Raw genomic sequence first — 24,811 nt, 5'->3', positions numbered from 1 at the left:
CTAAGGTTTCAGACCTGGCCAGCCATCAGGCTGGCCATCGGGTCCGGGCGCTGGGGCAGGGCGGCCATGATCGCCGCCCGCTCCTCGTCGCTCAGCCGCGACCAGCCCGCGATCTCCGGAAGGGTTCGCCGGCAACCCAGGCAAACGCCCGTCAGGCCATCGACGGCGCACACCTTCACGCAGGGCGTCACGATGGCGCGGGGAGGGGCCAGGGTTGGCGGGATCGGATCCGAAGACATGCGTAAATCTCGCCGCTCCGGGCCAGCCGCGCAAGGGCCGCCTGAAGGGACGGGGTCTGTATCGGATTTCACATCCCGTCACCCTTCCTTCGGAGATCGGACCATGCCGGCCTTGAAGCCCTCGCTCGCCCTGGCGCTGGCCGTCGCGTGCGTGACGACCGTTCCCGCCTTCGCCGCGCCCGCGCGCATCAGCGACGGGGACCTGTTGCGCGCCTCGCGCTGCCTGGGCCTGGCCAGGGCCCAGAACCTGGGCGCCGTCGACGCCAAGGCGCTCTCGGATTTCGTCGAGGTTCAACGCAAGGGCCGTGACCCGGGTATCCGCGACCGGTCCGATTCCCTGGAGACGACCGCCAGGCGGGAAGGTTCCAGCGGCAACGAAACCCGCAAGGCGGCGCTGACCGCCGAGCGGGATGGGGCCTGCAAGGGCTTGATCGAGAACCCGACCGGCGCCTGATCGACCGACGATCGACGTCACGCCCTTTGCATCGGGCGCGGGCTGGCTTAAGTCCGCGCCCATGACCGTTTCCCCCTTCGACGACATCCGCAAGCTGGCCGCCGACGCGCCGGTTGTCGCGCCCCCGGCTTTCACGACCGGCGGCGATCGCCTGGCCGAGATTTCGGCGTGGCTGACGGCCTGGACCGGCAAGACCCCGCCCGCGGTCCTGCGCCCCGTCGTCGCCCTCTATGCCGGCGCCCGCCAGGGCGTGGGGCCGCGCGGCTACGCCCGTGAGCGCCTGGAGGCCGTGGCCTCGGGCGGAGCCAATGTCTGCCGCATCGCCGGCGCGCAGGGCGCGGGGCTGGAGGCCTTCGACCTGGCCGTCGACCGCCCGACGCCCGACGCGACCCTCAAGGCTTCGATGAGCGAGAAGGAATGCGCCGCCACCATGGCCTTCGGCATGGAGGCCCTGGCCAAGCAGCCCGACCTGCTGATCCCCGGCGTCATCGCCGCCGAGGCCGAACGGGCCGTGGCGGCCATCGCCCTGGCCCTGTTCGGCGGGGAGGCCGGCGACTGGAGTGACGCGCCCGAGCCGGTCGCCGCCGCCGTGGCCCGCGCCGCCGGCGAGGCCGACCTCTCCGACCCGTTGCAGGCCTTGCGCGAACTGGGCGGACGCGAGACCGCCGCCCTGGTCGGCGCGATCCTGGCCGCCCGGGTCCAGAAGATCCCCGTCCTGCTCGACGGCTACGCCGCCTGCGCGGCCGCCGCCGTGCTGCATGCCCTCGACCCCGCCCTGATCGCCCACTGCCTGGCCGCCCATGTGGGGCCGGCCAAGGGGCACGCCCGCCTGCTCGCCGTGCTGGGCAAGCGGCCGCTGATCGACCTGGACATCGCCGAAGAGGAGGGCGTCGGCGGGGCCACGGCCCTGGCGCTGGTACGCCTGGCCTGCGAGGTCCTGTGACGCCGTGCGTCCTTCGAGGCCCGCTGCGCGGGCGCCTCAGGATGAGGAATTCAGAGCCGACCCACGCGCCTCATCCTGAGGTGCGAGCCGCTTGGCGAGCCTCGAAGGACGCACGGCGGCTCCCTCGAACTAACCATCGTTTACGTTGACGCTAAGGTCATCTTTCCAAACGCTCGTTCGAACCCTATTGTGACTCCCGACAGTCAAAGACGGCCCCTTGAGAGGCCGATTACGGGAGCCCGCCATGAATCTCGATTTCTCGCCTGAAGACGTCGCCTTCCGCGACGAAGTCCGGGCCTTCATCGCCGAAAACTACCCGGCCGGCCTGCGCGAGAAGCAGGAAGAGGGCGAGGAAATGGCGAAGGAGGACTTCCTGTCCTGGCACCGCGTCCTGGCCAAGAAGGGCTGGGTCGCCCCGGCCTGGCCGGACAAGTTCGGCGGTCCGGGCTGGACCTCGGTGCAGCGCTACATCTGGTCGGAAGAGACCGCCCGCGCCGACTGCGTGCCGATCCTGCCGTTCGGCATCAACATGGTCGGGCCGGTGATCTACACCTTCGCCACCCCCGAGCAGAAGGAACGCTTCCTGCCGCCGACCCTGTCGGGTGACATCTGGTGGGCCCAGGGCTACTCGGAGCCGGGCGCTGGGTCCGACCTGGCCAGCCTGAAGACCAAGGCCGAACGTTTCACCGGCGACGACGGCAAGGAATACTACCTGGTCAACGGCCAGAAGACCTGGACCACCCTGGCCCAGCACGGCGACTGGATCTTCTGCCTGGTCCGCACCGACCCGGTCGCCAAGATCCAGGAAGGCATCTCGTTCCTGCTGATCGACATGAAGTCGCCGGGCGTCACCGTGCGGCCGATCATCACCCTGGGCGGCGAGCACGAGGTCAACGAGGTCTGGCTCGAGAACGTCAAGGTGCCGGTCGAGAACCGCATCTACGAGGAGAACAAGGGCTGGACCTGCGCCAAGTTCCTGCTGGCCCACGAGCGTTCGGGCATCGCCGGCGTGGCGCGCTCCAAGCGCGGCATCGAGCGCATCCGTCAGATCGCCGCCGAGGAGCTGGGTGACGACGGCACGGCGCTGATCAACGACCCGATGTTCAAGCGCAAGGTCGCCGACCTGGAGATCGACCTGACGGCGCTGGAATATACCGAGCTGCGCACCCTGGCGGGCGAGGCGGCCGGCAAGGGTCCTGGACCCGAGTCCAGTGTGCTGAAGATCAAGGGCACGGAGATCCAGCAGCGGATCACCGAGCTGGTGCTCGAGGCGGCCGGCCACTACGACGCGCCGTATTTCCGCGGCTTCCCGAAGGACGGCGACAACGCTCATCCGATCGGCCCCGACTTCGCCCATCGCGCGGCGCCGACCTACTTCAACGTCCGCAAGACGTCGATCTACGGCGGCTCCAACGAGATCCAGCGCAACATCATCGCCAAGATGGTGCTGGGGTTGTGATCAAGGCCTGAGTATTTGCAGTTCCCCTCCCCCTTGCGGGGAGGGGGTAGGGGGTGGGGGTGTCAGCACGAACGCCAGGACCTTTGCACACATCGGAGCGGGCCGATCGATCAGCCCGCCGGATGCGTCGTGAACCAACCTTGGCCGAAAAGCTGTTCTGGAAGGCGCTGCGGAAGGTCGAGATCCCCGGATCGCACTTTCGCCGCCAATCCCCCTTCGGCCCCTACGTCGTGGACTTCGTCTGCCACCATCATCGCGTGATCATCGAGGTGGACGGCGGAATTCACGAGCTACCCCACGTGGCGTCCCGCGACGCCGAGCGCCAATCCTGGCTTGAATCGCGCGGCTATACGGTGATCCGTATTCCAAACGAGCAGGCCATCCACGACCCGCATACCGCCGCTCAGCGCGTAGTCTCGATCATCGGCGCTGACATCCCCACCCCCAACCCCTCCCCGCAAGGGGGAGGGGGGCAATAAGAGGAAACCGCCCTCATGGACTTCAACTTCACCGAAGAACAGTCGATGGTTCGCGACACGGTCGCGAGCTTCCTGCAGGACAAGTACGACTTCGAGACCCGCCGCAAGATCGTCGCCTCCGAAAGCGGCTGGCGCGCCGACTACTGGCAGGCCTTCGCCGAGGAGCTGGGCATTCTGGGCGCCTCGTTCAGCGAGGAACTGGGCGGCCTGGGCGGCGGCGCGATCGACAACATGATCATCATGGAGGAGTTCGGTAGGGCGCTGGTCATCGAGCCCTATCTGGGCACCGTGGTGATCGGTGGCGGCTTCATGAAGCACTCGGGCTATGCCGGCGCGACCTCGGTCGTCGAGGGCATCATCGCCGGCACGACCACGATCGCCTTCGCCTATGCCGAACCGCAGGCCCGCTACACCTGGCAGGACCTGAAGACCACGGCCAAGAAGGACGGCGCGGGCTACGTGCTCAACGGCCACAAGGCCGTGGTGGTCGGCGCGCCGTTCGCCAGCCACCTGGTGGTCACCGCCCGCACCGGCGGGGCCCAGCGCGACGCCGGCGGCGTCTCGGTGTTCCTGGTCGACAAGACCCTGCCGGGCATCGTCACCCGCGACTATCCGACCGTCGACGGCGGCCGCGCCTCGGAAGTCTATTTCGAGAACGTCTCGATCCCGGCCGACGCCCTGATCGGCGAAGAGGGCGGCGGCCTGCCCCTGGTCAACAAGGTGATCGACGAGGCTACCGCCGCCGTCGGCGCCGAGGCCGTGGGCGTGCTGCGCAAGCTGCACGAGGGCACCCTGGATTACGCCAAGCAGCGCAAGCAGTTCGGCACGGCGATCAGCAACTTCCAGGTCCTGCAGCATCGCATGGTCGACATGTTCATCGAGGTCGAGCAGGCCGTGTCGATGACCTACATGGCCACCATCAAGCTGGACGAAAGCGACGCCGAGCGCGCCAAGGCCGTTTCCGCCGCCAAGGTGCGGATCGGCCGGGCCTGCAAGTTCGTCGGCCAGAACGCCATCCAGATTCACGGCGGCATGGGCATGACCGACGAGCTGGCGATCGGCCACTACTTCAAGCGCGCCTCGATCATCGAGGGCCTGTTCGGCTCGGTCGACCACCACCTGAAGCGCTACGAAGGCCTGTCGTTCGGCCAGGTGGGCGGTAAGGCGGCGTAAGCGCGATCAGCTGAAGTGGAGGCCGGTTCGGCGTCTGATCGCGCGTCAAAACAAAGAGACCGCCTACGGACAACCGCCGATTGAAGTCGAAACCGCCCGCGACACGCCGTCGCGGGCGGTTTTTCTTTGCGGTTCGACGGTTTCCCCGCCCCGCCGGCCAAGGGATGAGCGTTCAACACCGCAGGACAACAGATGGACCGCGCCGTGACCGATTTCCGCCTCGCCAAGACCGCCCAGCCGCTCGCCGAGGTCTTGGCCGGGCGCTTTTCGTCCGTGCGCGAAGCGTCGCCTTGGCGGATGAAACCGGGTCGTTCGGGGCGTTCATCCGTAGGCGGATTTCATCCGTGTTCGGATTATTTTTCTTGCTTTCGTCAAGCTCTGGCGCATGCTTTTCGACGACGCGCTGACGACTAGGAGGGTGAGCCCCTGTAAGCCGCGCGCGTCTCCTGGTCCAACGGCCTGTCTGGGAGACGCCGCCAATGAACGTATCGAAGATGAACCACGCCATGCTGTCCTTCGCCTTGCTCGGCGGGATGCTGGTCGGTGGAAGGCAAACGCCCAAGCCGCCGGTGGCGGAGCCGTCGAAGAGCCCGGAGCGCAAGTAAGAGAAAGGGGCGGCCCGCCGTGCGGACCGCCCCTGGTCTTCGGCTGAATGTCGGCCGCGTCTAGGATTTGGCGGCGGCGTTGCAGTCGGTGAGGCCGGCGGCGTCGAGTTCGGCTCCGCGATAGTTGAACGAAACGACGGCGCCCAGTTCGGCGGCGACCTTGCGGCAGGCGCGGCCGATCGGCAGGGCCTTGACCTGGGGCGCGGCGCAGACGTCGCCGGTGCAGCGCCAGGCGGCGCCGTCCTGGATCAAGGTCGGGACCTTGGCCGGAGCCTGCAGCTTGATGACAGCGCCTTCGGCGGCCAGGGCGGCGGTCGACATGGCGGAAGCCGCGACAAGCGCGGCGACAAAGATACGCATGGTTGTTTCCTATATCCCCAGGCCGGCAATGGGAGGGCGGCCCAACCCTAGGTTCGTTTCTTTTCGCAACTAAGTCAACAGGCGAACCGTGTCTGAAACGTCCGTTTGCCCGCTTTTTACGCTCCAGGAAAGGAGGGTGGGCGTTATGTCGCCGGCCTTCTCGACGGATCGCCAATAGTCGGCCAGGGCGGGTGGGGTCAGACCCTCGTCGATGGTGTGCCGCAGCAGGGCGAACAGAGGGTCCCAGAAGCCGCGGGGATTGTGGAAGACGATGGGCTTGCGGTGCAGGTCCAGGCGTCGCCAGGACAGCAGTTCGATGATCTCCTCCAGCGTCCCGATGCCGCCGGGCAGCACGACGAAGGCGTCGGAGCGCTCGAACATCAGCATCTTGCGCTCGTGCATCGAGGTGACGATCACGGTCTCGACATCGTCGAACGGCTGCTCGCGGTCGCGCAGGAAGTCCGGGATGATGCCCAGCACCGCGCCGCCGGCCGCGTGGGCTCCGCGGGCGGTGGCGCCCATCAGGCCCACGCCGCCGCCGCCATAGACCAGCTTCAGCCCCGCCCTGGCGAAATCGGCGCCGATCTCGAAGGCGGCCTCCAGGAAGGCCGGGTCGGCCGCGTTGGACGAACCGCAGTAGACGCAGACCGAGGTCAGGGGAGCGTCTTGGCCGCTGGACAGGTCGGGCATCGTCGTCCACTCCAGAAAAATAAATAGCGCGCCGGTCCTTGTGAATAAGGTCGGCGCGCCGCACGTGAACACCCAGGAAACGGGCCGCCAAGGCGTCGGCGACCGTTGGATACGCCATGATCAGGATTCGCAGGATCGGTTTCAAGTCGGCCTCGGCTTTCGCCGTGCTCGTCGCGGTGGCGCTGGGGGGCTGCGATCGCGACGAACAGGGCTGGCGGCCCGACGCCGCCCCGGCCAATTCCGGGCAGGCCGCGCCCCACGCCGGCTATCTGAAGCCGCCCCGCGTCTTGTCGGCCGAGCGCAAGGGCGACGCCGTGGCGCTGTCGGGCGAAGCCGCGCCCAAGGCCAGCGTGAGGCTGGGCGCGCCGACCGGCGAGGCCCTGCTGGGCAAGGCCGACGCGTCCGGCCGCTGGCGGCTGGTGGCCCCGCTGGCCGCCGAACCGCGGCTCTACGGCCTGTCGATGACCCTGGAAGGACGCACCGTGCAGGCCCAGGGCTATCTGATGGTCACGCCCAGCGGAAACGCCGTGATGCTGCGGGCCGGGGCGGGCGCCGAGGTGATGGCGCCGGACTCGGCGTCGCCCAGGATGCTGGCCATCGACTATGACCGCAGCGGCGGCGGGGTGATCTCCGGCGTCGCCGCGCCCGGCGCCGGCCTGGGCGTGCGCGTCGACCGCGCCACGCGCGGCGAGAGCAAGACCGACGCCGCCGGCCGGTTCACCGTGTCGCTGAGCCAGGCCCTGGAGGCCGGCCCGCGGGTCATCCAGGTGTCCGGTGAGGGCGGCGAGCAGCAGATCGTCCTCGAAGTGGTTCCGCCACAACCGCCCTCGGGGGGGCCGGCGCGCTCGACCCTGACGCCGCTGGGCTGGCGGATCGACTGGATGACGCCGGGCGGCGGCGTCCAGACCACGCAGTTGCTGGAAGGCGCCCGGTGAGGGGCATGTCGGCGCGCGGCGCGCCCGTGGCCGGCGCGGTGGCGGCCCCCGAGGTCAAGCCCGACGGCTGGAAGGCCCTGGCCGACCTGGCGCGCCTGGTGATGCGTTCCAAGGCGCCCGGCCTGCGCTGGCGGGTGACCCTGGCCCTGGCCTTCACCTTCGTCGGCAAGTTCCTGGGCGTGATCGCGCCGCTGCTGCTGGGCAAGGCGGTCAACGAGCTGGGGGCGGGGCACAGCGCCGCGGTCCAGGTCAGCTACGCCTTCGCGGGGCTGGCCGCCGGCTGGGCCCTGATCCGCTTCATCGCCGCCGCCGCCCCCCAGGCCCGCGACGCGGTGTTCACCCCGGTGGCCCAGGCCGCCCAGACCCGGGCGGCGGTCGAGACCTTCGCCCACGCCCTGTCGCTGTCGATCGACTTCCATCAAACCAAGCGCACCGGCTCGCTGTCGCGGATCATCGATCGCGGCGCGCGGTCGATGGACTTCCTGCTGCGCGGCCTGGTGTTCAACATCGCCCCCACCGCCGTCGAGCTAGTGATGGCCGCCGTTGTGCTGGCCAAGGCCTATGACTGGCGCTTCGCCCTGACCGCCATCGTCACCGTGGTGATCTATGGCGTGCTGACCTTCGCGATCTCCGACTGGCGGATCGGCCACCGGCGGGTGATGAACGAGGCCGACGCCGAGGCGGCCGGTCGGGCCGTGGACGCTCTCTTGAACTACGAGACGGTCAAGGCCTTCGGGGCCGAGGACCGGGCCGTGGGCGGCTACGAGCGCGCCCTGCGGACCTATGGCGAGGCCAACATCCGGGCGACCAATTCGCTGACCCTGCTCAACGTCATCCAGTCGGCGGTGATGAGCCTGGGCCTGGGCGTGATGGCCATTCTGGCCGGCAGCGAGGCGGCCGGCGGCCGCATCGGCCCCGGCGACGTCACCGCCGCCGTGCTGATCCTGGTCAACCTCTACGGACCGCTCAACATCCTGGGCTTCGCCTATCGCGAGATCCGCCAGTCGTTCATCGACATGGAAGCCATGCTGGAATTGCGCCGCGCCCAGCCAGACGTCGCCGACGCCCAGGACGCCATCGACCTGCCGCCGCCCGCCGACCGGCGGGGCGGGGCGGTGTCGTTCGAGGCGGTGTCGTTCCGCCACGGCGCGCGCTCCGAGGGCCTGCAGAACGTCATCTTCTCGGCCGAGCCCGGCACGACGGTGGCGATCGTCGGGCCGTCGGGGGCGGGCAAGACCACCCTGGTGCGCCTGGCGCTGCGGATGATCGATCCGCAGGGCGGCCGCGTCACCCTGGACGGCCACGATCTGAAGGCCCTGAAACAGGCCTCCTTGCGCCGGGCCGTGGCCCTGGTGCCGCAGGACGTCGCCCTGTTCAACGACACCCTGATGGCCAACATCGCCTTCGCCCGTCCCGAGGCCTCCGAGACCGACGTCTGGGCCGCCGCCGAGGCCGCCGAGCTGGGCGAGTTCATCCGAAGTCTGCCCGAGGGCATGGACACCAAGGTCGGCGAGCGCGGGCTGAAGCTGTCGGGCGGCGAGCGCCAGCGGGTGGGCATCGCCCGGGCCCTGCTGGCCGATCCCCGGGTGCTGATCCTCGACGAGGCCACCAGCGCCCTGGACAGCCGCACCGAGGCCGCCATCCAGGCCACCTTGCGCAAGGCCCGGGCCGGCCGCACCACCCTGGTCGTCGCCCACCGCCTGTCGACCATCGCCGACGCCGACGAGATCGTGGTCCTGCGTCGCGGCAAGGTGGTGGAGCGCGGGACCCATGCCGTCCTGCTGGAAGCCGGCGGCGAATACGCGGCGTTGTGGCGGCGGCAGACTCGGGAGAAACCGGTGGCGGCCGAGTAGGGCGGACATTGACTCACGCGGCCGTCGGGCTAGAACAAAACTAGAACTGAAACGGCGGTTATTGTCATGTTGACGCGAAAGATCGATCAGGCCCTGGACGCCATGGCCGCTTGCCAGGACCGCGTGCCGGCCCTGCGCGAGATCTATCGCGCCGACAGCCCCGAGAGCCTGGCCCTGGGCAACCTGCTGGAGGCCGTGGAGCGGGCGCGGCGCGTTCTGCGGGGCGAGACCGCGCCGACGGCGAAATAGCGCCTGACGGACCGCTTCGGCGACAATTGTGGGCTGCGGGAAGGGGCGCGCCCGCTGTATCCTCGAGGCCAAGCCCCCGTTCGAGATCAGGAGCAGCCCCTTGCGCTATCTGCACACCATGGTTCGCGTGAAGGACCTAGACGCCTCGCTGCGGTTCTATTGCGAAGGCCTGGGCCTGACCGAGATGTACCGGATGGAGAACGACAAGGGCCGCTTCACCCTGGTGTTCCTGGCCGCCCCGGAAGACGCCGAGCTGGCCAAGGAGCGCAAGGCGCCGCTGGTCGAGCTGACCTACAACTGGGACCCCGAGGACTATGACGGCGGCCGCAACTTCGGCCACCTGGCCTATCGGGTCGATGACATCTACGAGACCTGCCAGCGGCTGATGGACATGGGCGTGACGATCAACCGCCCGCCGCGCGACGGCCACATGGCCTTCGTCCGCTCGCCCGACAACATCTCGGTGGAACTGCTGCAGGACGGCAATCTGGACGCCGCCGAGCCGTGGGCGTCGATGCCGAATACCGGGGTCTGGTAGGGGGCGAGGAGACTCTGTGACCCCCTGACCCCGCTCATCCCGGCGAACGCCGGGACCCAGATCCCAAGGCGCAGGGATGATGGGAAGGGCTCGGCGTGCTTGGCGTCAGCCCCACCGCTATTCCATCTGGGTCCCGGCATTCGCCGGGATGAGCGGAAGTACGGGGCGTATTGGACGGCGGCCCTAAACCAGTTTGACGCGCGGCTCGAGCGGCGCGTAGACGGCGGCCAGGGCCTCCAGCCGGCGGGCCGGGTGGTCGATGATCGCCAGCCACACCAGGCGGGCCAGTTCAAGCTTGTAGGCGGTCGCGTAGCCCGTCGAGAACGGCGACGGCGTGCTGCCCGGCGGCTCGGCGGCCTTGGCGGTCAGCAGCCGCTGGCGGGCCAGGATGGCCGGCCGATCGATCAGCACCTCGCCTTCGCCGCCCGCCACCCAACTGTCCACCACCGCGGCGGCGGCCACGGCGTGGAAGACCATCACCGGCAGGGCCCGCTTCTGGGGCGCCGGCTCGGCGATCATGGTTGGCGAGGCGTTGGGAGGGCTGGTGATCTGGAAGTCCAGGGCCGTGACGCCCCGCTGCAGGACGGTCTTCCAGTGATGGTTGCTCTGGCTCATGGTTAAGCCTGTATCCGCTGCGCGGCGCGGGGTGAAGACCCAACGCGGCAAATGGCGCAGCGGATACAGACACGGGCGGAAATGCCGCGCCCGGAGCGGTTTCGGCTATTCCGCGGCGACGGCCACGGGCGTCTTCAGGGCGGGATAGTCGACATAGCCCTCGGCCCCGCCGCCGTAGAAGGTGGTGGGGTCGGGGGCGTTGAGCGCCGCGCCGGCGCGAAGGCGCTCGACCAGGTCGGGATTGGCGATGAACGCCTTGCCGAAGGCCACGGCGTCGGCGGCGCCGGCGTCGAGGGCCGCCTGGGCCGTCTCGCCGGTGAACTTCTCGTTGGCGATATAGACGCCCCCGAACGCGGCCCGCAGGTCCGCGCCCAGGCTGTCGGGGCCGTGGTATTCGCGGGCGCAGAGGAAGGCGATCCCGCGCTTGCCCAGTTCCGTGGCCACATAGCCGAAGGTGGCGGCCAGGTCGCTGTCGCCCATTGAGTGACCATCGGCGCGCGGCGCCAGGTGCATGCCCACGCGGCCCGGACCGAACACCGAGATGGCGGCATCGGTGGCCTCAAGCATCAGCCGGGCGCGGTTCTCGATCGAACCGCCGTATTGGTCGGTGCGCTGGTTGGAGCCGTCCTGCAGGAATTGGTCGAGCAGGTAGCCGTTGGCGCCGTGCAGTTCGACGCCGTCGAAGCCGGCGTCCTTGGCGTTCTGGGCGCCGATCCGGAAGGACTCGACCACGCCGGCCACTTCCTCGGTGCTCAGCGCGCGCGGGGTGGGGTAGGGGCGCTCGGGACGCAGCAGGCTGACGTGACCGTTGGCGGGCAACGCGCTGGGGCCGACCGGCGCGGCGCCGTTGTGGAACGAGGGGTCGGAAATCCGGCCCACGTGCCAGATCTGCATGAAGATCCGGCCGCCCTTGTGGTGCACGGCCTTGGTGACCAGCTTCCAGCCTTCGACCTGTTCCGGCGACCAGATGCCGGGGACGCCCTGATAGCCGACGCCTTGCGGCGAGACCGGCACGCCCTCGGTGATCAGCAGGCCGGCCGACGCGCGCTGGGCGTAGTACTCGGCCATCAGGGCGTTGGGGATCTGGCTGTCGCCGGCCCGAAGACGGGTCAGCGGGGCCATCACCACGCGGTTGGGCAGGTCCAGGTCGCCGAGGCGAAGCGGGTCGAACAATGTGGGCATGAAAGCGGTCCCTGAAGGATTGGCCGACGACCGCGCCGGCATCCCGCTTATCTGGAGCGTCGCGGCTTTATCGCAACTGCCACAGGAGCTGATTTTATTCTGACGGCCGACCCAGGGAATCTGAAGGGTCGCCTGGCGGATCGACAAAAAGGCCGGCGTCGTCCTCGGCAAGGGCGGATCAAGGCTCGACCAAGGCGCGTGGTCCGGTCTATTCGCGACAGGACCTCTTCCACGCGCCACAGAGAACGCCCATGCCCTCCGGCCTTGCCGCCCTGCTCGACGACATCGCCGGCATCACCAAGCTCGCCGCCGCTTCGCTGGACGATGTGGCCGGGGCGGCCGGCAAGGCGGGGACCAAGGCGGTCGGGGTGGTGGTCGACGACGCCGCCGTGACGCCCGGCTACGCCATGGGCTTCACGCCCGATCGCGAGCTGCCGATCGTCTGGAAGATCGCGGTCGGCTCGTTCCGCAACAAGCTGCTGTTCCTGCTGCCCGGCGCGCTGCTGCTCAGCGCCTTCGCGCCCTGGGCCGTGACGCCGATCCTGATGCTGGGCGGCGCCTATCTCTGCTTCGAGGCCACCGAGAAGATCATCGAGGCCTTCAGCCCGCACGAGGCGGGGGAGGAACTCGAAGAACTGGCCCTGAGCAGCAAGGACCTCGAGGCCCAGAAGGTGGCCGGGGCCATCCGCACCGACCTGATCCTGTCGGGCGAGATCATGGCTATCGCCCTGGCCGACGTCGCCGACCGCCCCCTGGCCATTCAGGCCGGATCCCTGGCCCTGGTCGGGGTGCTGCTGACCATCGCCGTCTACGGCGTCGTCGGCCTGATCGTGAAGATGGACGACATCGGCCTGCACCTGGCCCAGCGGCGGACGCGACTGGTGCGCGGACTGGGCCGGGGGCTGGTGAAAGCCATGCCGGTGACAATGGAGGCGCTGACGGTGATCGGCACGGCGGCCATGCTGTGGGTCGGCGGCGGGATCATCGTCCATGGACTGGAGCATTTCGGCCTGGACACCGTGCCGCACCTCGTTGAGGGCGCGTCGCACTGGGCGGCCGGCGTCCCGGGTGTCGGCGTCGTGACAGGCTGGATGGCCATGGCGGCCGGCTCGGCCGTGGTCGGCTTCATCATCGGCGGGGTGATCGTCGCCGCCGTCCATCTGATTCCGCGCAAGAAGGCCCACTGAGGCCGGTCGCGCCCCTAGACCTCGGCGGCGATCTTGCGCAGGGCCTGCTCGAAATACTCGGCCGGCTGGCCGCCCGAGATCAGGTAGCGGTCGTTGATCACCACGGCCGGCACCGATTTGATGCCCGCCGCCTGCCAGGCGCGTTCGGCGTCGCGAACCTCCTGGGCATATTGGCCGGACCTCAGCACCTGTCGCGCCGCGGCTCCATCGAGGCCGACCTTCTCCGCGGCGGCGACCAGGACGTCATGGTCGGCCGGGCTGAGCCCATCGGTGAAATAGGCGTCGAACAGCGCGCGCTTCAGCGCCGGCTGGCCGCCGACGATCCCGGCCCAGTGCAGCAGGCGGTGGGCGTCGAAGGTGTTGTAGATGCGGCTGTTCTCGTTGGTGGTCATCGTGAAGCCCACGGCCGCCGCGCGGTCGTGGATAGCCTTGCGGTTGGACGCCGACTGCTCGGGCGTCGCGCCGTATTTCTCGGCGACGTGCTCGACGATGTTCTGGCCTTCGGGCGGCATGTTGGGATTGAGCTCGAAGGGCTGGAAATGGATTTCCGCCTCGACCAGGTCGCCGACCCGTTCGAGGGCCTGTTCCAGCCCGCCCAGACCGACGATGCACCAGGGGCAGGAGACGTCGGAGACGAAGTCGATCTTCAAAGGCTTGGTCATGGCGGAGTCCGGTCGAGAGGAGATCCGACATATAGGGAGCGATGTGGAGAATTCAGGGGGTGGTCGCTGATCGATTCCGACGAGCTCAGACTTGCGAACTTCGAGTCCCGAAGTTCGCAAGTCTGAGAGGTGGCTCCCCTTCGTTGACCGCCGTTTCCAAAGGCGTTCTCGGCGACTTTGATTTTCGTTAGAACTTGAAGCGCACGCCGGTGCGATAGATGCGGCCGACGATGTCGTACAAGGCGGGGTTGGCATATTGAGGCGACTTGGCGGGGTCGTGATCGAAGACGTTGTCGACCTTGAAATAGGCTGTGACGTCCTTGCGAATATTATAGGTTCCGCCGATGTCGAGGTAGAACGCCCCCGGCATGAAGTTGTTGTCGATCGTAGGCGCGTTGACGGTCGAGGCGGGGCAGCTTCCCGCGGCGCAGACGACATATTGGTTGCCGTAGTTGCCGTCGCTGAACCAACGCTCCTGCACCGTCAGGCTGAAGCGATCGCCCTCGTAGGTCTGGATCGCCAGCCATTTCCAGTCCGGCGTCGATCCGGTGTTCACACCCGCCGAGTCGGTTGGAATAGTGCCCGGCAGCCCCGTGTCGGTGATGAATTCACGGATGTGGGTGGCCAGCGCTCGCAGGGTGAAGTTGCCGTCCAGACCGAACGGGCGCTGCCAGCGATAGCTGGCCTCGATGTCGAAACCGCTGGTCTTCCACGAGGCCAGGTTGAACGACTGGACATTGATGTAGTTGGGGCCGCTGGTGTTGTTGAGATTATAGGTTCCGCAGGTCTCGGGCAGGATGTTGCGGAAGCAATAGTCGACGATCTGGGCCGCCCCCAGGCTCGAAACGACGTCGTCGATCTTGATCTTGTAATAGTCGAACGAGGCGCTGAAGCCGGGCAGCCACGGGGGATTGGCCAAGACCACTCCGAGCTGGGTGTTGCGGGCGATCTCAGGGGTCAGATTGGGATTGCCGACCACACTCTGGATCGCCACCACGCTCACATTGCGCGCCGGATCGAGGAAGTTGGGCAGGGTGGTGGTGACCGGCGCGGCGAACAGTTCCGACAGGTTGGGCGCGCGCACGTCACGCGAGGTGACGCCGCGCAGGCGCAGCCCCTTGATCGGCGTGTCCCAGGTGCCGCCGGCCTTCCAGGTCCAGACGGTTCCCGACGTGCTGTAGTCGGTCACCCGCGCCGCGGTGTTGAAGTTGGCGCGCCCGAGGGCCTCGGTGTCGATCAGGGGAAGGTCGACTTCGAGATAGGCTTCCTTGACGTGATAGGCGCCGTTGCCGTTCTTGTAGTTGCCCGCGTACCAGTTGTTGCCGATGGTCGACAGGACAGGATCGGCCGGGAACTCGGTGGAGTTGGGACTACGGTCGGAAACGCCGGCGCCATAGGGGTCGGCGTGGACGGTGTAGAATTCGCGGCGATATTCGGCGCCGAACGCCACCGATAGCGGCCCGGCCCACAGGTTGAGCGGAGCGCCCGAGAAATTCAGGCTGGCCACGTCTTGCGTCATGCGCAGGCGTTGGAACGGGCCGTTTTCCGGCTGGACATAGGCGAGCGCCGCCGCCGATGGCGTCTTGCCGCCGATGATGTTGAGCGGCTGGCAGCCGTTGGCCCGGGCGATGGGGTCGGCGCAGACGATCGCGCCATTGAGCGTGGTGGCCTGGATCGCCTGATTGAAGCGCGGGTTCAGGATGATGTGATCGACGTCGACCGCCGTCTTGTTCACCCCGTGCTCGTAATAGGCGTCATAGCTCCAATCGGTGTCGAGGAGCGCGAACTTGCCCTTCAGCCCCCCGACGACGCGATACTGGCGACGATCGGTGTGGACCTCGGTGTTGGGCAGCAGCGCATTGCTCGTGCCGAACTGGAAGCTGGTGACGCCCGCGCTCGCGCAGGCCGCCTGCACCGAGGCGGGCACGTACGGGTTGGCGCACTGCAGGGTCAGGCCCGGGCGATTTTCCCCGTTCACCGGCTGGTTGCTGGTTTTGACCTGGCCGAGATTGAACGAGACATAGGCCTCGTTGTTGTCGGCGAAGTCGTAGCCGACGCGGCCATAGGCCACCCGGCGCTCGATCGCCGACTGCAGCGTGCGGCCGCTGTCGATATTGCCCGACAGGTCGCCGCCGACGCAGGAGCCGGGGAAGCAGCCGGTGACGCTGCCCGAGGCGTTCTTGTCGGGCACGCCGTTCGAGCCGTACTGGAACTGGAAGGGTTGGCCGTTCTGGTCGAAGGCGATGCCTTGCAGCGGGCCGGCGGAGATCAGGCCGTACTTGGTGTAGGCGTAGGGCTGGGCGTAGTCGCGCATCAGGTACTGCGGCGAGCCGTCGTTGGTGACGTTGCGGTTGATCATCGTGGTCTGGGTGAACCAGTCGCGGTCGCCGGCCAGATCCAGGCCAAAGCCGCCGGGACCCACGCCGTCCTCCTTGGCCCATTCGCCGCTGGCGACCACGTGCAGGCGGTCATTGAGGAAGCTGCGGCCGCCGGCCAGTTGCACCAGGCCTTGCTCATCGTCGCCGTAGGTGGTGATCCCGGCCTGGACGTTGCCCTTGAACCCGGTGAAGCGGGTGTCGGTGATGAAGTTGACGACGCCGCCCACCGCATCGGACCCGTAGGAGGCCGAGGCCCCGCCGTTGACCACGTCCACGCGCTGGATCAGCAGTTGCGGAAACAGGCTGACGTCGGTGACGCCGGTATAATAGGCGCCGACCACGCGCTGGCCGTCGAGCAGGGTCAGGGTGCGGATCGTGCCCAGGCCGCGCAGCGAGAAGGAGCTGAGGCCCTGCTGGCCGCTGGAAGTGCTGAAGGTGTTCGTCGTCGAGCCGCTCGACCCTTGCAGCGACGGCAGCTGAACGATGGTGGCGAAGATATTGGGTTGAGCATTGTTCTGGATCTGAGCCTCGCCGATCACCGACGTCGGCGTCGGTGCGGTGAAGCCCGTGGTCTGAATGCGGGTTCCCGTGACGACGATCTCGCTGACCGCGGCGGTTTCCGGCGTGGCCCCCGGCGCGGGCACCACGGCCTGGGCCAGGGCCGGCCCGGCGAACAGGCTGGCAAGCAAGGCGGCCGCGCCGGCCGAGCCGAAAGCCTCGCGCCTTATTTGCCGGACTAAACGGCCTCTGACGGTCGGGGCCGCGGCGCTGTCCTGGTGGGAGCCCCTGGCGCTCTTGGCGCGCGAACTCGAAGGCTCAATGCCCTTTGAAAACATGTTCATTCCCTCCCAAGCGCCGTTGGCCGGCGCGATTTGGCGCTCTCCCGCGGGCTTGGACCGCCGCGATGGTAGCGTTACCTCAAAATTGGGTATGTCTGCTGTCCTGGCAAGTCAATACTCTGACATAATAACATTGAAACAAGCGTCAGCCTTCGCTAGACGGGAGCGAAGACGGTGCTGTCGCGCACAAATTCGGCGCGAATGGCCGGAAAAGGACGTGTCATAAGACGACGTTCGGGGATGGTAACGTTATCGGAGGCGCGGTGCGCGGTTCTCACGGCAGCTTCGGTCTCGGCCTGGAGCCAAGGCCCGGATTTCCCATGGTGCGATGGACCATCATCGGACTGTTCGTCCTGGCCATGGTCCTGAACTACCTCGCCCGCTCGGTGCTGGGCGTGTCCGCGCCGATGATCCTGAACGAACAGTCGATCTCGAGCGAACAGTACGCCTGGATCACGAGCGCCTTTCAGCTGGGCGTGATGTTCCAACCGATCGTTGGCTATTTCCTCGACGGGGCAGGGCTGAGGCTTGGCTTCACCGTGTGCGTGGCGCTCTGGTCGCTGATAACCATCGCCCACGTGGCGGCCCAGGGATGGGCTCCGTTCGCGGGGCTGCGCTTCGCCCTGGGGCTGGCCGAGGGCTCGGCGCAGCCGGCCGGTCAGAAGCTGACGGCCGAATGGTTCCCGGCCCGGGAGCGCGGCCTGGCCAGCGGCGTCTACAATATCGGAGCCTCGTTCGGCGCGGTGTTCGCACCGCTCCTGGTGGCGTGGGCCGTGGCCACCCACAGCTGGCGGCTGGCCTTCGTCGTGGCCGGCGCGCTGGGCCTGGTCTGGACGGTGGCTTGGTTGTTCTGGTACCGCCCGCCCGAGCGACATCGTCGGCTGGGCGCGGCCGAGCGCGCCTACATCGAAGCCGGGCAGGAGATGCAACTGGCTGCTCGGGACAAGCGGCCAAGCTGGGCCGACTTCGTGCGACGCCGCGAGATGTGGGGGATCGCCCTGCCGCGCCTGCTGGCCGACCCGGTCTGGGGCATGCTCTCGTTTTGGATGCCGCTCTACCTGGCTCGTGTCCGCGGCTTTGATCTGGCGCACATCGCGATGTTCGCGTGGCTTCCGTTTCTCGCCGCCGATCTGGGCTGCTTGTTCGGTCCGGCCATCGTGGCGTTCCTGCAGGGACGCGGCGTGCACCTGATCGACGCGCGGCGCTGGGCGTTCACGCTCGGGGCTGTTCTGATGACCGGCATGATCTTCGTCGGCCTGGCGGCGAACCCCTATGTGGCCATCGCCCTGCTGTGCCTGGGCGGCTTTGCCCACCAGACCTTGTCGGTGACGGTGATCACCATGGCCTCGGATCTGTTCGCCCGCAACGAGGTGGCGACCGTGGCCGGTATCGCCGGACTGGCCGGCAATCTTGGGGTCCTGGTGTTCACGCTGGTCCTTGGCCGTCTGGTCGATCAGATCGGCTATGGCCCCTTCTTCATCGTGCTCGGCCTGCTCGATCTGGTCGGCGCCGCCCTGCTCTGGACCCTGGTGCGCAAACCCGCATGAACACGTTTCGCAATCCTATCCTCAGGGGGTTCAATCCCGATCCCTCGATCGTCCGCGTGGGCGACGACGCCTACATCGCCACCTCCACCTTCGAGTGGTTTCCCGGCGTCCAGATTCATCATAGTCGAGACCTGGTTCACTGGCGCCTGGCGGCCCGGCCCCTGACACGGCCCGCGCAATTGGACATGCGCGGCGATCCCGATTCCTGCGGTGTATGGGCGCCGGACCTGACCCATGCCGACGGCCGTTTCTGGCTGGTCTATACCGACGTCAAACGGTTCGGTCAGTCGACGCTCGACGGCGCCAACGGCGTGACGCTGCGTGACTTCCACAACTACCTGGTGACCTGCGATCGCATCGACGGCGAGTGGTCCGACCCCGTCTATCTCAACAGCAGCGGGTTCGATCCGGCCCTGTTCCATGACGACGACGGCAAGAGCTGGCTGCTGAACATGCTCTGGGACCATCGCCCCGACCGGCCGCGCTTCGCCGGCATCGTCGCCCAGGAGCTCGACCGTCGCACCGGCGCGCTGGTGGGTGAGCGGCGGCTGATCTTCACGGGCACGGAGCGCGGCTTCACGGAGGGGCCGCATATCTACAAGCGCGACCACTGGTATCATCTCCTGGTCGCCGAGGGCGGAACCGGCTGGGGACACGCGGTCGTCATGGCGCGTTCGCGCAGCCTGTTTGGACCCTACGAGCCGCACCCCGATGTCGTGGTCTTGTCCTCGGGCGGAAGCCGGGAGGGTCCGCTCGCCCGCGCGGGTCATGGCGACCTGATCGAACTGGCCGATGGAACCGTGTGGATGGCCTATCTCTGCGGGCGGCCGTTGCCTGACCGCCAGCGCTGCGTTCTTGGCCGTGAAACGGCCCTGCAGCCGATGCGATGGTGCGAGGACGGCTGGCTCAGAACCATGACCGCCGACGCCGCGCCCGATCCCCAGCCGCCGGCGCCCGGTCTGCCGTCCGCGCCGTGGCCGGAAGACGTCTGGGACGGCGGCTTCGACGCAACCTCGCTGCCGGCCCAGTTTCAATGGCTTCGCACCCCGTATCCCGACGAGATCTTCAGTCTCACCGCTCGCCCGGGCCATTTGCGCCTCTATGGTCGCGAGACCGTCGGCAGTCCGTTCCGGCAGGCCCTGGTCGCGCGTCGCCAGGAGCATTGGCGCTATTCGGCGACGACGCGGCTGGATTTCGAGCCCGCCGACTTCCAGCAGGCGGCGGGGCTGATCTGCTACTACAACAGCACAAAGTTCCACTACCTGCATGTCACCCGGGACGACGGCGTTCGGCGCTTGCAGGTCATGACCGCGTCGCCTGATCTCGGCGGCTGCGCCCTGAAGGTCGTCGAGGCGGCCTTGCCTGACGGCCCCGTCGAACTGCGGGTGGAGGTCGATCACGATCGGCTTTGGTTCGCCTGGCGCGGGGGAGAGGAGGTCGCGTGGCGGCGATTGCCCGACGTGCTCGACGCCAGCATCCTCTCGGACGAAGCCTCGCTGCCGGGGCTGCCCAATTTCACCGGCCCCTTCGTGGGCATGGCCTGTCAGGACATGGCCGGCGCCGCCACGCCGGCCGACTTCGCCTATTTTCGTTATGAAGGGCGCGAGGGCGACTAGCGCTCGGGAGGCGAGGCCGACAGGCGCGTGATGATCTCGTGCTCGAGCACGCGGTCGTTTTCCTGGCCCAACGGTTCGCCGCCGGCGATCTGAGCGGCCAGCAGGCCAAGCGCCTCGGCCGCGAGCTTGCGGACGGGCTGATGGACCGTCGTCAGGGGCGGCCAGAGGGTGACCGCGGCCGAAGTGTCGTCAAACCCGACGACGGTCAGTTCGCTCGGCACGTCGAGGTGGCGTCGATGGGCGACGGACACCACGGCGGCCGCCATGTCGTCGTTGCTGGCGAAGATCGCGGTCGGCGACGGGGTCGCGTCGAGCAATTGTTCGGCGGCCGCCAAGCCGGAAGTGAAGCTGAAATCGCCCTGGGCAATCGCCGTCGTCACGCCGCCGGCCTCACGCACGGCCGCATAGAAGCCCGCCAATCGTTCGGCGCTCGCCGCCTGGTCCGGATTGCCCAAGATGAAGCCCAGACGGCGATGGCCAAGATCGATCAGTTCGCGCGTCATCTCGTAAGCGGCCTTACGGTCGTTGATGCGCACGCAGATCGCGCCCTCGACGTCGTAGGCGCCGACGGCCGCCATCGGCAGCCGCGCCTTGCGAAGCACCTGGAGCACGACGGGGGACTCGCCAAGCGGCGGGGCCAGGATCAGGCCGGAAACACCTGATGCGATCAGGTGTTTCAGCGCCGCGGCCTCGGGCGGACGTCCGCCTTGCCCGCCCTTGAGCAGGATCAGGTGGGCTCCACGTGCCGAGGCTTCCTCGTACACGCCTGTCAGGAAGTCGCTCATGAAGGCGGCGCTGGGGTTGGAGTAGATCACGCCGATCCTGAGTTCGGCGGACGTCACCAGGCTGCGCGCGGCCACGTTGGGCGTATAGCCCAGAACCTGAACCGCCTTGACCACCGCCGCGCGTGCGTCAGGTCCGACGCCCGGGCGTGCATTGATCACGCGCGAGACGGTCATCGGCGACACGCCCGCCTCCGCCGCGACGTCGAGAATGGTCGGGCGAGCGCCCCCAGCGTTCCTTGCCAACCCGTCCCCCGTCACCGTCGCGTTTGACGCTACCTAATCCATTGCGCACTCGACGCAATCAGCGATCGTCGTGGCGCCTCCAACGCCAGCGTTGGATAGCAGGCCGCCTGTCGAACGAAGTTTCGATCTTTAGTCGGAGCTTACGGCGCATCCAAGGCTCATTGCTCGCGCCATCGTGGCCGCTTGCGTTCGGTTCTGGACCTTGAGCTTGCGCATCAGCGCCGTCATATGCGCCTTGACGGTGGCTTCGGCGATGCCGAGATCCCACGCGATCTGTTTGTTCGGCAGGCCCAGGTTCACGCCTTGAAGCACCTTCCGCTCAGCCGGCGTCAATCGACTAAGGCCGGCGTGCGGGTCGTTGGCGGCTTGGCGCCGGACATCGGCCCTGGGCGTGCTTTCCATCGCTGATTTCCGTCCGACATTTGTATGCGATCGGCCAGGACGATCTGGTTGATGGATAGATTTTATCTCGACTGCGGTATGATATTGGTTGGACAAATCCAAGTAAATAGACCAATGTTAACGCAACCATTGTCGTAACTAGGCGCTGTTGGGTGAATCTGTTGTGCAGATTTCCTAAAGCTGCTGCGGCCATTGGCTGTCTTGGACCGCCCGCCCTCCCTTCCCCCTGGGCGGTCTCGCCCGGGCCCAGGCCGGCCTCAGCGCCGCCCTCAGGCCCGGGCGCTTCTTTTTCTATCGAAATGCTCAGACGGTGGTGGTTGCAGCGATTGGCGACGCCGCGGTCCTCGCCGCGCCGGCTTGGCGCGACGGCTTTCGGGCGCCAGCTCGCCGCCCGCGCGGAGCGGGCGGCGAGTATCTTCGGGACGAGGCTTCCGAACACGCTAAGGCTTGGGCTTCAGCATCCCATGCATGCCGATCCAGCGCACATAGGCGTCGAACCAGCGCCGGTGATGTCGGCGACGTGGCCCGACAGGTCGTGGATCTGGCCGTCGGCGTCGAAAGGCCGAGCCCCAGCCTTTTGGCCAAGGCGCGATGGTCGGTTCGTCTACTTGGCCACCGCGACGGCCGCGTCGACCGCGAAGTCCGCCGACCGGCTTGCAACCCCGGTGTCAGGCTGGCCCGAACCGACGCTGACGCGATAGCGGCCCGCGCTCACGCGGCGCTGGCCATCAAGATCGACAGAACTGAGATCGCGAGACGAGAGCGTGAAGGTGAGGTCGCGGGTCTCGCCCGGCTTCAGCGCGATCCGCTGGAAGCCGCGCAGGGCTAGACGGGGCGCGCCAGGCGCCTTGGGGAAGTCCAGATAGAGCTGAGCGACTTCTGAGCCGGGCCGAGCGCCTGTGTTCTTGATCGTCGTGACCACGCGCACGCCCTGGCCCGCCCCCTTGGCCGCCGGTTCCACCTTGAGCGGGCCGTAGTCGAAGCGGGTGTAGCTGAGGCCGTAGCCGAAGGGATAGACGGGCGTTCCTTCGAAATAGCGATAGGTGCGGCCGGCCATGGCGTAGTCGTCGAACGAGGGAAGATCGTCGGTCGACCGATAGAAGGTCAGCGGCAGACGCCCTGCCGGATTGGTCTTGCCGGTCAGGACATTGGCGATCGCCAAGCCGCCGGACTGGCCGGGGTACCAGGCTTCCAGGAGAGCCGAGGCGTTGTCCTTGGCCCAGGAAAAGTTCAGCGGGCTGCCGTTCATCGCCACGACGATCAGCGGCTTACCCAGGGCCTTGGCCTGTTCGAGCATGGCCCGCTGGTCGGCAGGCAGATCCAGCGTGGTCTTGTCGCCGCCCTTGAAGCCCGGGATCTCGACTGGAGACTCCTCGGCTTCCAGGTCCGAGGTCAGGCCAACGACCGCCACCAGCACGTCGGCCTTGGCCGCGGCGGCCTTGAGTTCGGCGGTCGGATCGGTGGCGACCCGTTTCCAGACCAGGTTGACGCCGGACAAGGCGTGCGACTCCGACGTCACCTCGATCGGGTAGCGACGGTCTTTTTCCAGGCGAATGGTCTTCAGGGTCGGCAGGCTCGCCCAGCCGGCCTTGCGAAGATCGGCGAATGGTTTGCCGTCGAACTTCAGCTCCCCGTTGAAGCCCGCCAAGCCCAGGCGATAAGTCCCACTCTCGGGCGGAACCAGGAAGCCTGTCCAGACAACCCGGTGGTGGTCGGAGACGCTGGCCAGGTCCAGGCTGCGGGCCGCCACGTCCGCCTCGACCCGCGTGGCCACCGGCTTGTCGGCATAGGTCATCTTGGCGACGGTCTCGCCGAACGTCCCGGGGGCGAACCGGGCGGGCGCGGGTTCGGCGGTGTTGAAATAGCGCGCCAGCAGACCGGCCTTTCCGTCGGGGGTGCGCAAGGCGGCGGTCGGAACGCGATCGCCATCGGTGAACGAGGGTCCAAACGGCGCGTAGCTGACCTGAGCGGAGGGGAGGGTGCGCCGCAGACCGTCGACCACCGAGATGGGCGGCGCCGACAACGCCGAGGAGTAGTTGCCACGCAGCACGCGGGTGGCGTCGCCCAGGGGGCCGATCACCGCGATGCGCAGACCCGGCTTGAGCGGCAGCACTCCGTCGTTCTTGAGGAGTACGAGACTCTTCTCGCTGGCGGTCAGGGCCAGGGCCTCGTGTTCGGGCGTCGTCACCCCGCTCGGAGCCGCGCGTCCGCCGGGCTGGCCCTTGGCCGGCAAGTCGCCATTGCGAAGCCTGGCCGAGAACAAGCGCACCAGAGCCGTGTCGATCTCCGCGGTGGTGATCAGGTCGCGATCCAGCGCCTCGCGGTATCGACCCGCCAGGCCGTCCGTATCGGTCAGGGTCGCGCCGTTGCACTCGTTGTCGACGCCGGCTCGCAGTGACGCGGCCACGGCGCTGGCCGCGTCGGGCGCATACTTGTGATGATCGGCGATGTCCTTGACCGCGTCGCAGTCGGACACGACATAGCCGTCGAATTTCCACGCGCCGCGCAGATGATCCTTGAGCAGGAGATCGCTCGCGCAGGCCGGCTGGCCGTCGATGCGATTATAGGCGCACATGATCGAGCCGGCGCGGCCTTCGACGACGGCGGCACGGAACGCCGGCAGGTAGGTGTCCTCCAGATCGTGGCGCGAAACGAAGACATTGGCGCTGTGGCGCGTGGATTCTGGCCCACTGTGGACCGCGAAATGCTTGGGGGTCGCGATAATGCGCGGATGATCAGGGTCATCGCCTTGGACGCCCTGAACGAAGGCCACGCCCATCCGCGCCGTCAGGAACGGATCCTCGCCGTAGGTCTCCTGGCCGCGGCCCCACCGCGGGTCGCGAAAGATGTTGATATTGGGCGACCATGTGTTCAGGCCTGTGCCGATGCGGCCCATGCGGCCGGTCGCGCGCGCCAGGGCGTGCAGGTCCTGCATCTCCGTTCCGATCGCGCCGGCGACGTCGTGAACGAGCGCGGGATCGAAGGTCGCCGCCAGGCCGATAGGCTCGGGGAAGTTCGTGGTGGGCAGAGCGCCCAAGGCGCCGTGCAACGACTCTGTCCACCAATTATAGGCCGGGATTCCCAGGCGCGGGATCGCCGGCGCGGTGTTGAGCAGTTGCTCGAGCTTCTCGTCGAGCGTCATCTGGCCCACCAACTCCGTGGCCAGTCGATCGGCCTTGGCGCGTTCGGCCGACGTCGGCGGCGAGACGGGCACGCTTGGCGCCACGGGCGCGGCGTGGACGGGCGGGGCGCTCACGGACAGCGCCGCACAGAGCGCCGTCGCCAAGCCGCATCGTCGCCAATTGGACCTGAACATGTAAGCTACCTCGAGGATTGAGCGGATTTTCGGGGAGGGGCGTCAGCGGGACGGAGCCGGGC

Annotated in this window: 23 protein-coding genes; 13 read left to right on the top strand and 10 right to left on the bottom strand. The window is 67.8% G+C overall.

The window, feature by feature from the left end; translation table 11 throughout:
* Window positions 1-8: 8 nt before the first annotated feature.
* Window positions 9-239, bottom strand: coding sequence for a DUF1289 domain-containing protein (locus ASD79_RS18070; protein WP_056724199.1), 231 nt, complete (start codon window positions 237-239; stop codon window positions 9-11).
* 103 nt (window positions 240-342) lie between these two features.
* Here ASD79_RS18070 and ASD79_RS18065 point away from each other — a divergent pair, with 103 nt between their 5' ends.
* From ASD79_RS18065 to ASD79_RS24055, 6 genes are all read left to right on the top strand, one after another.
* Window positions 343-693 carry a hypothetical protein gene (locus ASD79_RS18065; protein ID WP_056724196.1) on the top strand — a complete coding sequence of 117 codons (351 nt, stop codon included), beginning with the start codon at window positions 343-345 and terminating at the stop codon, window positions 691-693.
* A 61-nt stretch (window positions 694-754) separates the two neighbouring features.
* Window positions 755-1,636 (top strand): nicotinate-nucleotide--dimethylbenzimidazole phosphoribosyltransferase, encoded by an 882-nt coding sequence (locus ASD79_RS18060; RefSeq protein WP_056724195.1) that lies wholly within the window; start codon window positions 755-757, stop codon window positions 1,634-1,636.
* A gap of 244 nt (window positions 1,637-1,880) precedes the next feature.
* Window positions 1,881-3,095: an acyl-CoA dehydrogenase family protein gene (locus ASD79_RS18055; RefSeq protein ID WP_056724192.1), complete on the top strand. Its 1,215-nt coding sequence runs from the start codon at window positions 1,881-1,883 to the stop codon at window positions 3,093-3,095.
* A gap of 53 nt (window positions 3,096-3,148) precedes the next feature.
* Complete coding sequence (locus ASD79_RS18050) at window positions 3,149-3,574, top strand: endonuclease domain-containing protein (RefSeq protein ID WP_368664871.1); 426 nt, start codon at window positions 3,149-3,151, stop codon at window positions 3,572-3,574.
* 15 nt (window positions 3,575-3,589) lie between these two features.
* Entirely contained in the window at window positions 3,590-4,747 is a 1,158-nt protein-coding gene (locus ASD79_RS18045) for an acyl-CoA dehydrogenase family protein (protein WP_056724188.1), read from the top strand.
* A gap of 479 nt (window positions 4,748-5,226) precedes the next feature.
* Complete coding sequence (locus tag ASD79_RS24055) at window positions 5,227-5,352, top strand: hypothetical protein (RefSeq protein WP_156400570.1); 126 nt, start codon at window positions 5,227-5,229, stop codon at window positions 5,350-5,352.
* 60 nt (window positions 5,353-5,412) lie between these two features.
* On the opposite strand, the gene ASD79_RS18040 is transcribed toward ASD79_RS24055, so the two are convergent.
* Window positions 5,413-5,712, bottom strand: coding sequence for a hypothetical protein (locus tag ASD79_RS18040; protein WP_056724187.1), 300 nt, complete (start codon window positions 5,710-5,712; stop codon window positions 5,413-5,415).
* A gap of 69 nt (window positions 5,713-5,781) precedes the next feature.
* Window positions 5,782-6,402: a TIGR00730 family Rossman fold protein gene (locus ASD79_RS18035; protein WP_056724185.1), complete on the bottom strand. Its 621-nt coding sequence runs from the start codon at window positions 6,400-6,402 to the stop codon at window positions 5,782-5,784.
* A gap of 116 nt (window positions 6,403-6,518) precedes the next feature.
* On the opposite strand from ASD79_RS18035, the gene ASD79_RS18030 reads away from it, so the two are divergent.
* The 4 genes from ASD79_RS18030 (at window position 6,519) to ASD79_RS18015 (ending at window position 9,977) form a co-directional block, all read left to right on the top strand.
* Window positions 6,519-7,337, top strand: a complete 819-nt coding sequence (locus tag ASD79_RS18030; protein ID WP_056724183.1) for a hypothetical protein — start codon at window positions 6,519-6,521, stop codon at window positions 7,335-7,337.
* On the top strand, window positions 7,268-9,190 hold the full coding sequence (locus tag ASD79_RS18025) for an ABC transporter ATP-binding protein/permease (protein WP_156400569.1): 1,923 nt from the start codon (window positions 7,268-7,270) through the stop codon (window positions 9,188-9,190). The genes ASD79_RS18030 and ASD79_RS18025 overlap by 70 nt, the downstream gene beginning before the upstream one ends.
* A gap of 66 nt (window positions 9,191-9,256) precedes the next feature.
* Window positions 9,257-9,439 (top strand): hypothetical protein, encoded by a 183-nt coding sequence (locus ASD79_RS18020; RefSeq protein WP_056724179.1) that lies wholly within the window; start codon window positions 9,257-9,259, stop codon window positions 9,437-9,439.
* Window positions 9,440-9,539: 100 nt separating this feature from the next.
* Complete coding sequence (locus tag ASD79_RS18015) at window positions 9,540-9,977, top strand: VOC family protein (protein WP_056724177.1); 438 nt, start codon at window positions 9,540-9,542, stop codon at window positions 9,975-9,977.
* 183 nt (window positions 9,978-10,160) lie between these two features.
* Here ASD79_RS18015 and ASD79_RS18010 read toward each other — a convergent pair whose 3' ends face one another.
* Both ASD79_RS18010 and ASD79_RS18005 read right to left on the bottom strand, forming a co-directional pair.
* Window positions 10,161-10,592 (bottom strand): hypothetical protein, encoded by a 432-nt coding sequence (locus ASD79_RS18010; protein WP_056724175.1) that lies wholly within the window; start codon window positions 10,590-10,592, stop codon window positions 10,161-10,163.
* Between the two features lie 105 nt (window positions 10,593-10,697).
* A complete protein-coding gene (locus ASD79_RS18005; protein WP_056724742.1) occupies window positions 10,698-11,774 on the bottom strand; it encodes an alkene reductase in 1,077 nt (358 codons plus the stop codon).
* A gap of 251 nt (window positions 11,775-12,025) precedes the next feature.
* Between ASD79_RS18005 and ASD79_RS18000 the strand changes: the two genes are divergently transcribed.
* Window positions 12,026-12,961, top strand: coding sequence for a DUF808 domain-containing protein (locus tag ASD79_RS18000; RefSeq protein WP_056724173.1), 936 nt, complete (start codon window positions 12,026-12,028; stop codon window positions 12,959-12,961).
* A 14-nt stretch (window positions 12,962-12,975) separates the two neighbouring features.
* Here ASD79_RS18000 and ASD79_RS17995 read toward each other — a convergent pair whose 3' ends face one another.
* Together ASD79_RS17995 and ASD79_RS17990 are read right to left on the bottom strand one after the other, a co-directional pair.
* A complete protein-coding gene (locus tag ASD79_RS17995) occupies window positions 12,976-13,623 on the bottom strand; it encodes a DsbA family oxidoreductase (protein ID WP_056724171.1) in 648 nt (215 codons plus the stop codon).
* A gap of 187 nt (window positions 13,624-13,810) precedes the next feature.
* Window positions 13,811-16,837 carry a TonB-dependent siderophore receptor gene (locus tag ASD79_RS17990; RefSeq protein WP_082585036.1) on the bottom strand — a complete coding sequence of 1,009 codons (3,027 nt, stop codon included), beginning with the start codon at window positions 16,835-16,837 and terminating at the stop codon, window positions 13,811-13,813.
* Between the two features lie 323 nt (window positions 16,838-17,160).
* Here ASD79_RS17990 and ASD79_RS17985 point away from each other — a divergent pair, with 323 nt between their 5' ends.
* Window positions 17,161-18,387 carry an MFS transporter gene (locus ASD79_RS17985; protein ID WP_056724169.1) on the top strand — a complete coding sequence of 409 codons (1,227 nt, stop codon included), beginning with the start codon at window positions 17,161-17,163 and terminating at the stop codon, window positions 18,385-18,387.
* On the top strand, window positions 18,384-20,003 hold the full coding sequence (locus ASD79_RS17980; protein WP_056724167.1) for a glycoside hydrolase family 43 protein: 1,620 nt from the start codon (window positions 18,384-18,386) through the stop codon (window positions 20,001-20,003). Before ASD79_RS17985 ends, ASD79_RS17980 begins: the two co-directional genes overlap by 4 nt.
* On the opposite strand, the gene ASD79_RS17975 is transcribed toward ASD79_RS17980, so the two are convergent.
* From ASD79_RS17975 to ASD79_RS17965, 3 genes are all read right to left on the bottom strand, one after another.
* Window positions 20,000-20,998 (bottom strand): LacI family DNA-binding transcriptional regulator, encoded by a 999-nt coding sequence (locus tag ASD79_RS17975; protein WP_255356999.1) that lies wholly within the window; start codon window positions 20,996-20,998, stop codon window positions 20,000-20,002. The genes ASD79_RS17980 and ASD79_RS17975 overlap by 4 nt on opposite strands.
* Before the next feature lie 162 nt (window positions 20,999-21,160).
* Window positions 21,161-21,433 (bottom strand): helix-turn-helix transcriptional regulator, encoded by a 273-nt coding sequence (locus tag ASD79_RS17970; RefSeq protein WP_056724163.1) that lies wholly within the window; start codon window positions 21,431-21,433, stop codon window positions 21,161-21,163.
* Between the two features lie 604 nt (window positions 21,434-22,037).
* On the bottom strand, window positions 22,038-24,689 hold the full coding sequence (locus ASD79_RS17965) for a glycoside hydrolase family 3 C-terminal domain-containing protein (RefSeq protein ID WP_235524511.1): 2,652 nt from the start codon (window positions 24,687-24,689) through the stop codon (window positions 22,038-22,040).
* Window positions 24,690-24,811: the final 122 nt, after the last annotated feature.

Origin of the sequence: Caulobacter sp. Root655 (assembly GCF_001427665.1) — a bacterium.
In the GTDB taxonomy this organism is placed as follows: domain Bacteria; phylum Pseudomonadota; class Alphaproteobacteria; order Caulobacterales; family Caulobacteraceae; genus Caulobacter.
This window is presented reverse-complemented; position numbering and strand designations above follow the sequence as displayed.

Bases quoted from the DNA above. Each gene is read 5' to 3' on its own strand.
- ASD79_RS18070 (WP_056724199.1), bottom strand. From the start codon at position 239: ATGTCTTCGGATCCGATCCCGCCAACCCTGGCCCCTCCCCGCGCCATC.
- ASD79_RS18065 (WP_056724196.1), top strand. From the start codon at position 343: ATGCCGGCCTTGAAGCCCTCGCTCGCCCTGGCGCTGGCCGTCGCGTGC.
- ASD79_RS18060 (WP_056724195.1), top strand. From the start codon at position 755: ATGACCGTTTCCCCCTTCGACGACATCCGCAAGCTGGCCGCCGACGCG.
- ASD79_RS18055 (WP_056724192.1), top strand. From the start codon at position 1,881: ATGAATCTCGATTTCTCGCCTGAAGACGTCGCCTTCCGCGACGAAGTC.
- ASD79_RS18045 (WP_056724188.1), top strand. From the start codon at position 3,590: ATGGACTTCAACTTCACCGAAGAACAGTCGATGGTTCGCGACACGGTC.
- ASD79_RS24055 (WP_156400570.1), top strand. From the start codon at position 5,227: ATGAACGTATCGAAGATGAACCACGCCATGCTGTCCTTCGCCTTGCTC.
- ASD79_RS18040 (WP_056724187.1), bottom strand. From the start codon at position 5,712: ATGCGTATCTTTGTCGCCGCGCTTGTCGCGGCTTCCGCCATGTCGACC.
- ASD79_RS18035 (WP_056724185.1), bottom strand. From the start codon at position 6,402: ATGCCCGACCTGTCCAGCGGCCAAGACGCTCCCCTGACCTCGGTCTGC.
- ASD79_RS18030 (WP_056724183.1), top strand. From the start codon at position 6,519: ATGATCAGGATTCGCAGGATCGGTTTCAAGTCGGCCTCGGCTTTCGCC.
- ASD79_RS18020 (WP_056724179.1), top strand. From the start codon at position 9,257: ATGTTGACGCGAAAGATCGATCAGGCCCTGGACGCCATGGCCGCTTGC.
- ASD79_RS18010 (WP_056724175.1), bottom strand. From the start codon at position 10,592: ATGAGCCAGAGCAACCATCACTGGAAGACCGTCCTGCAGCGGGGCGTC.
- ASD79_RS18005 (WP_056724742.1), bottom strand. From the start codon at position 11,774: ATGCCCACATTGTTCGACCCGCTTCGCCTCGGCGACCTGGACCTGCCC.
- ASD79_RS18000 (WP_056724173.1), top strand. From the start codon at position 12,026: ATGCCCTCCGGCCTTGCCGCCCTGCTCGACGACATCGCCGGCATCACC.
- ASD79_RS17995 (WP_056724171.1), bottom strand. From the start codon at position 13,623: ATGACCAAGCCTTTGAAGATCGACTTCGTCTCCGACGTCTCCTGCCCC.
- ASD79_RS17990 (WP_082585036.1), bottom strand. From the start codon at position 16,837: ATGTTTTCAAAGGGCATTGAGCCTTCGAGTTCGCGCGCCAAGAGCGCC.
- ASD79_RS17985 (WP_056724169.1), top strand. From the start codon at position 17,161: ATGGTGCGATGGACCATCATCGGACTGTTCGTCCTGGCCATGGTCCTG.
- ASD79_RS17980 (WP_056724167.1), top strand. From the start codon at position 18,384: ATGAACACGTTTCGCAATCCTATCCTCAGGGGGTTCAATCCCGATCCC.
- ASD79_RS17970 (WP_056724163.1), bottom strand. From the start codon at position 21,433: ATGGAAAGCACGCCCAGGGCCGATGTCCGGCGCCAAGCCGCCAACGAC.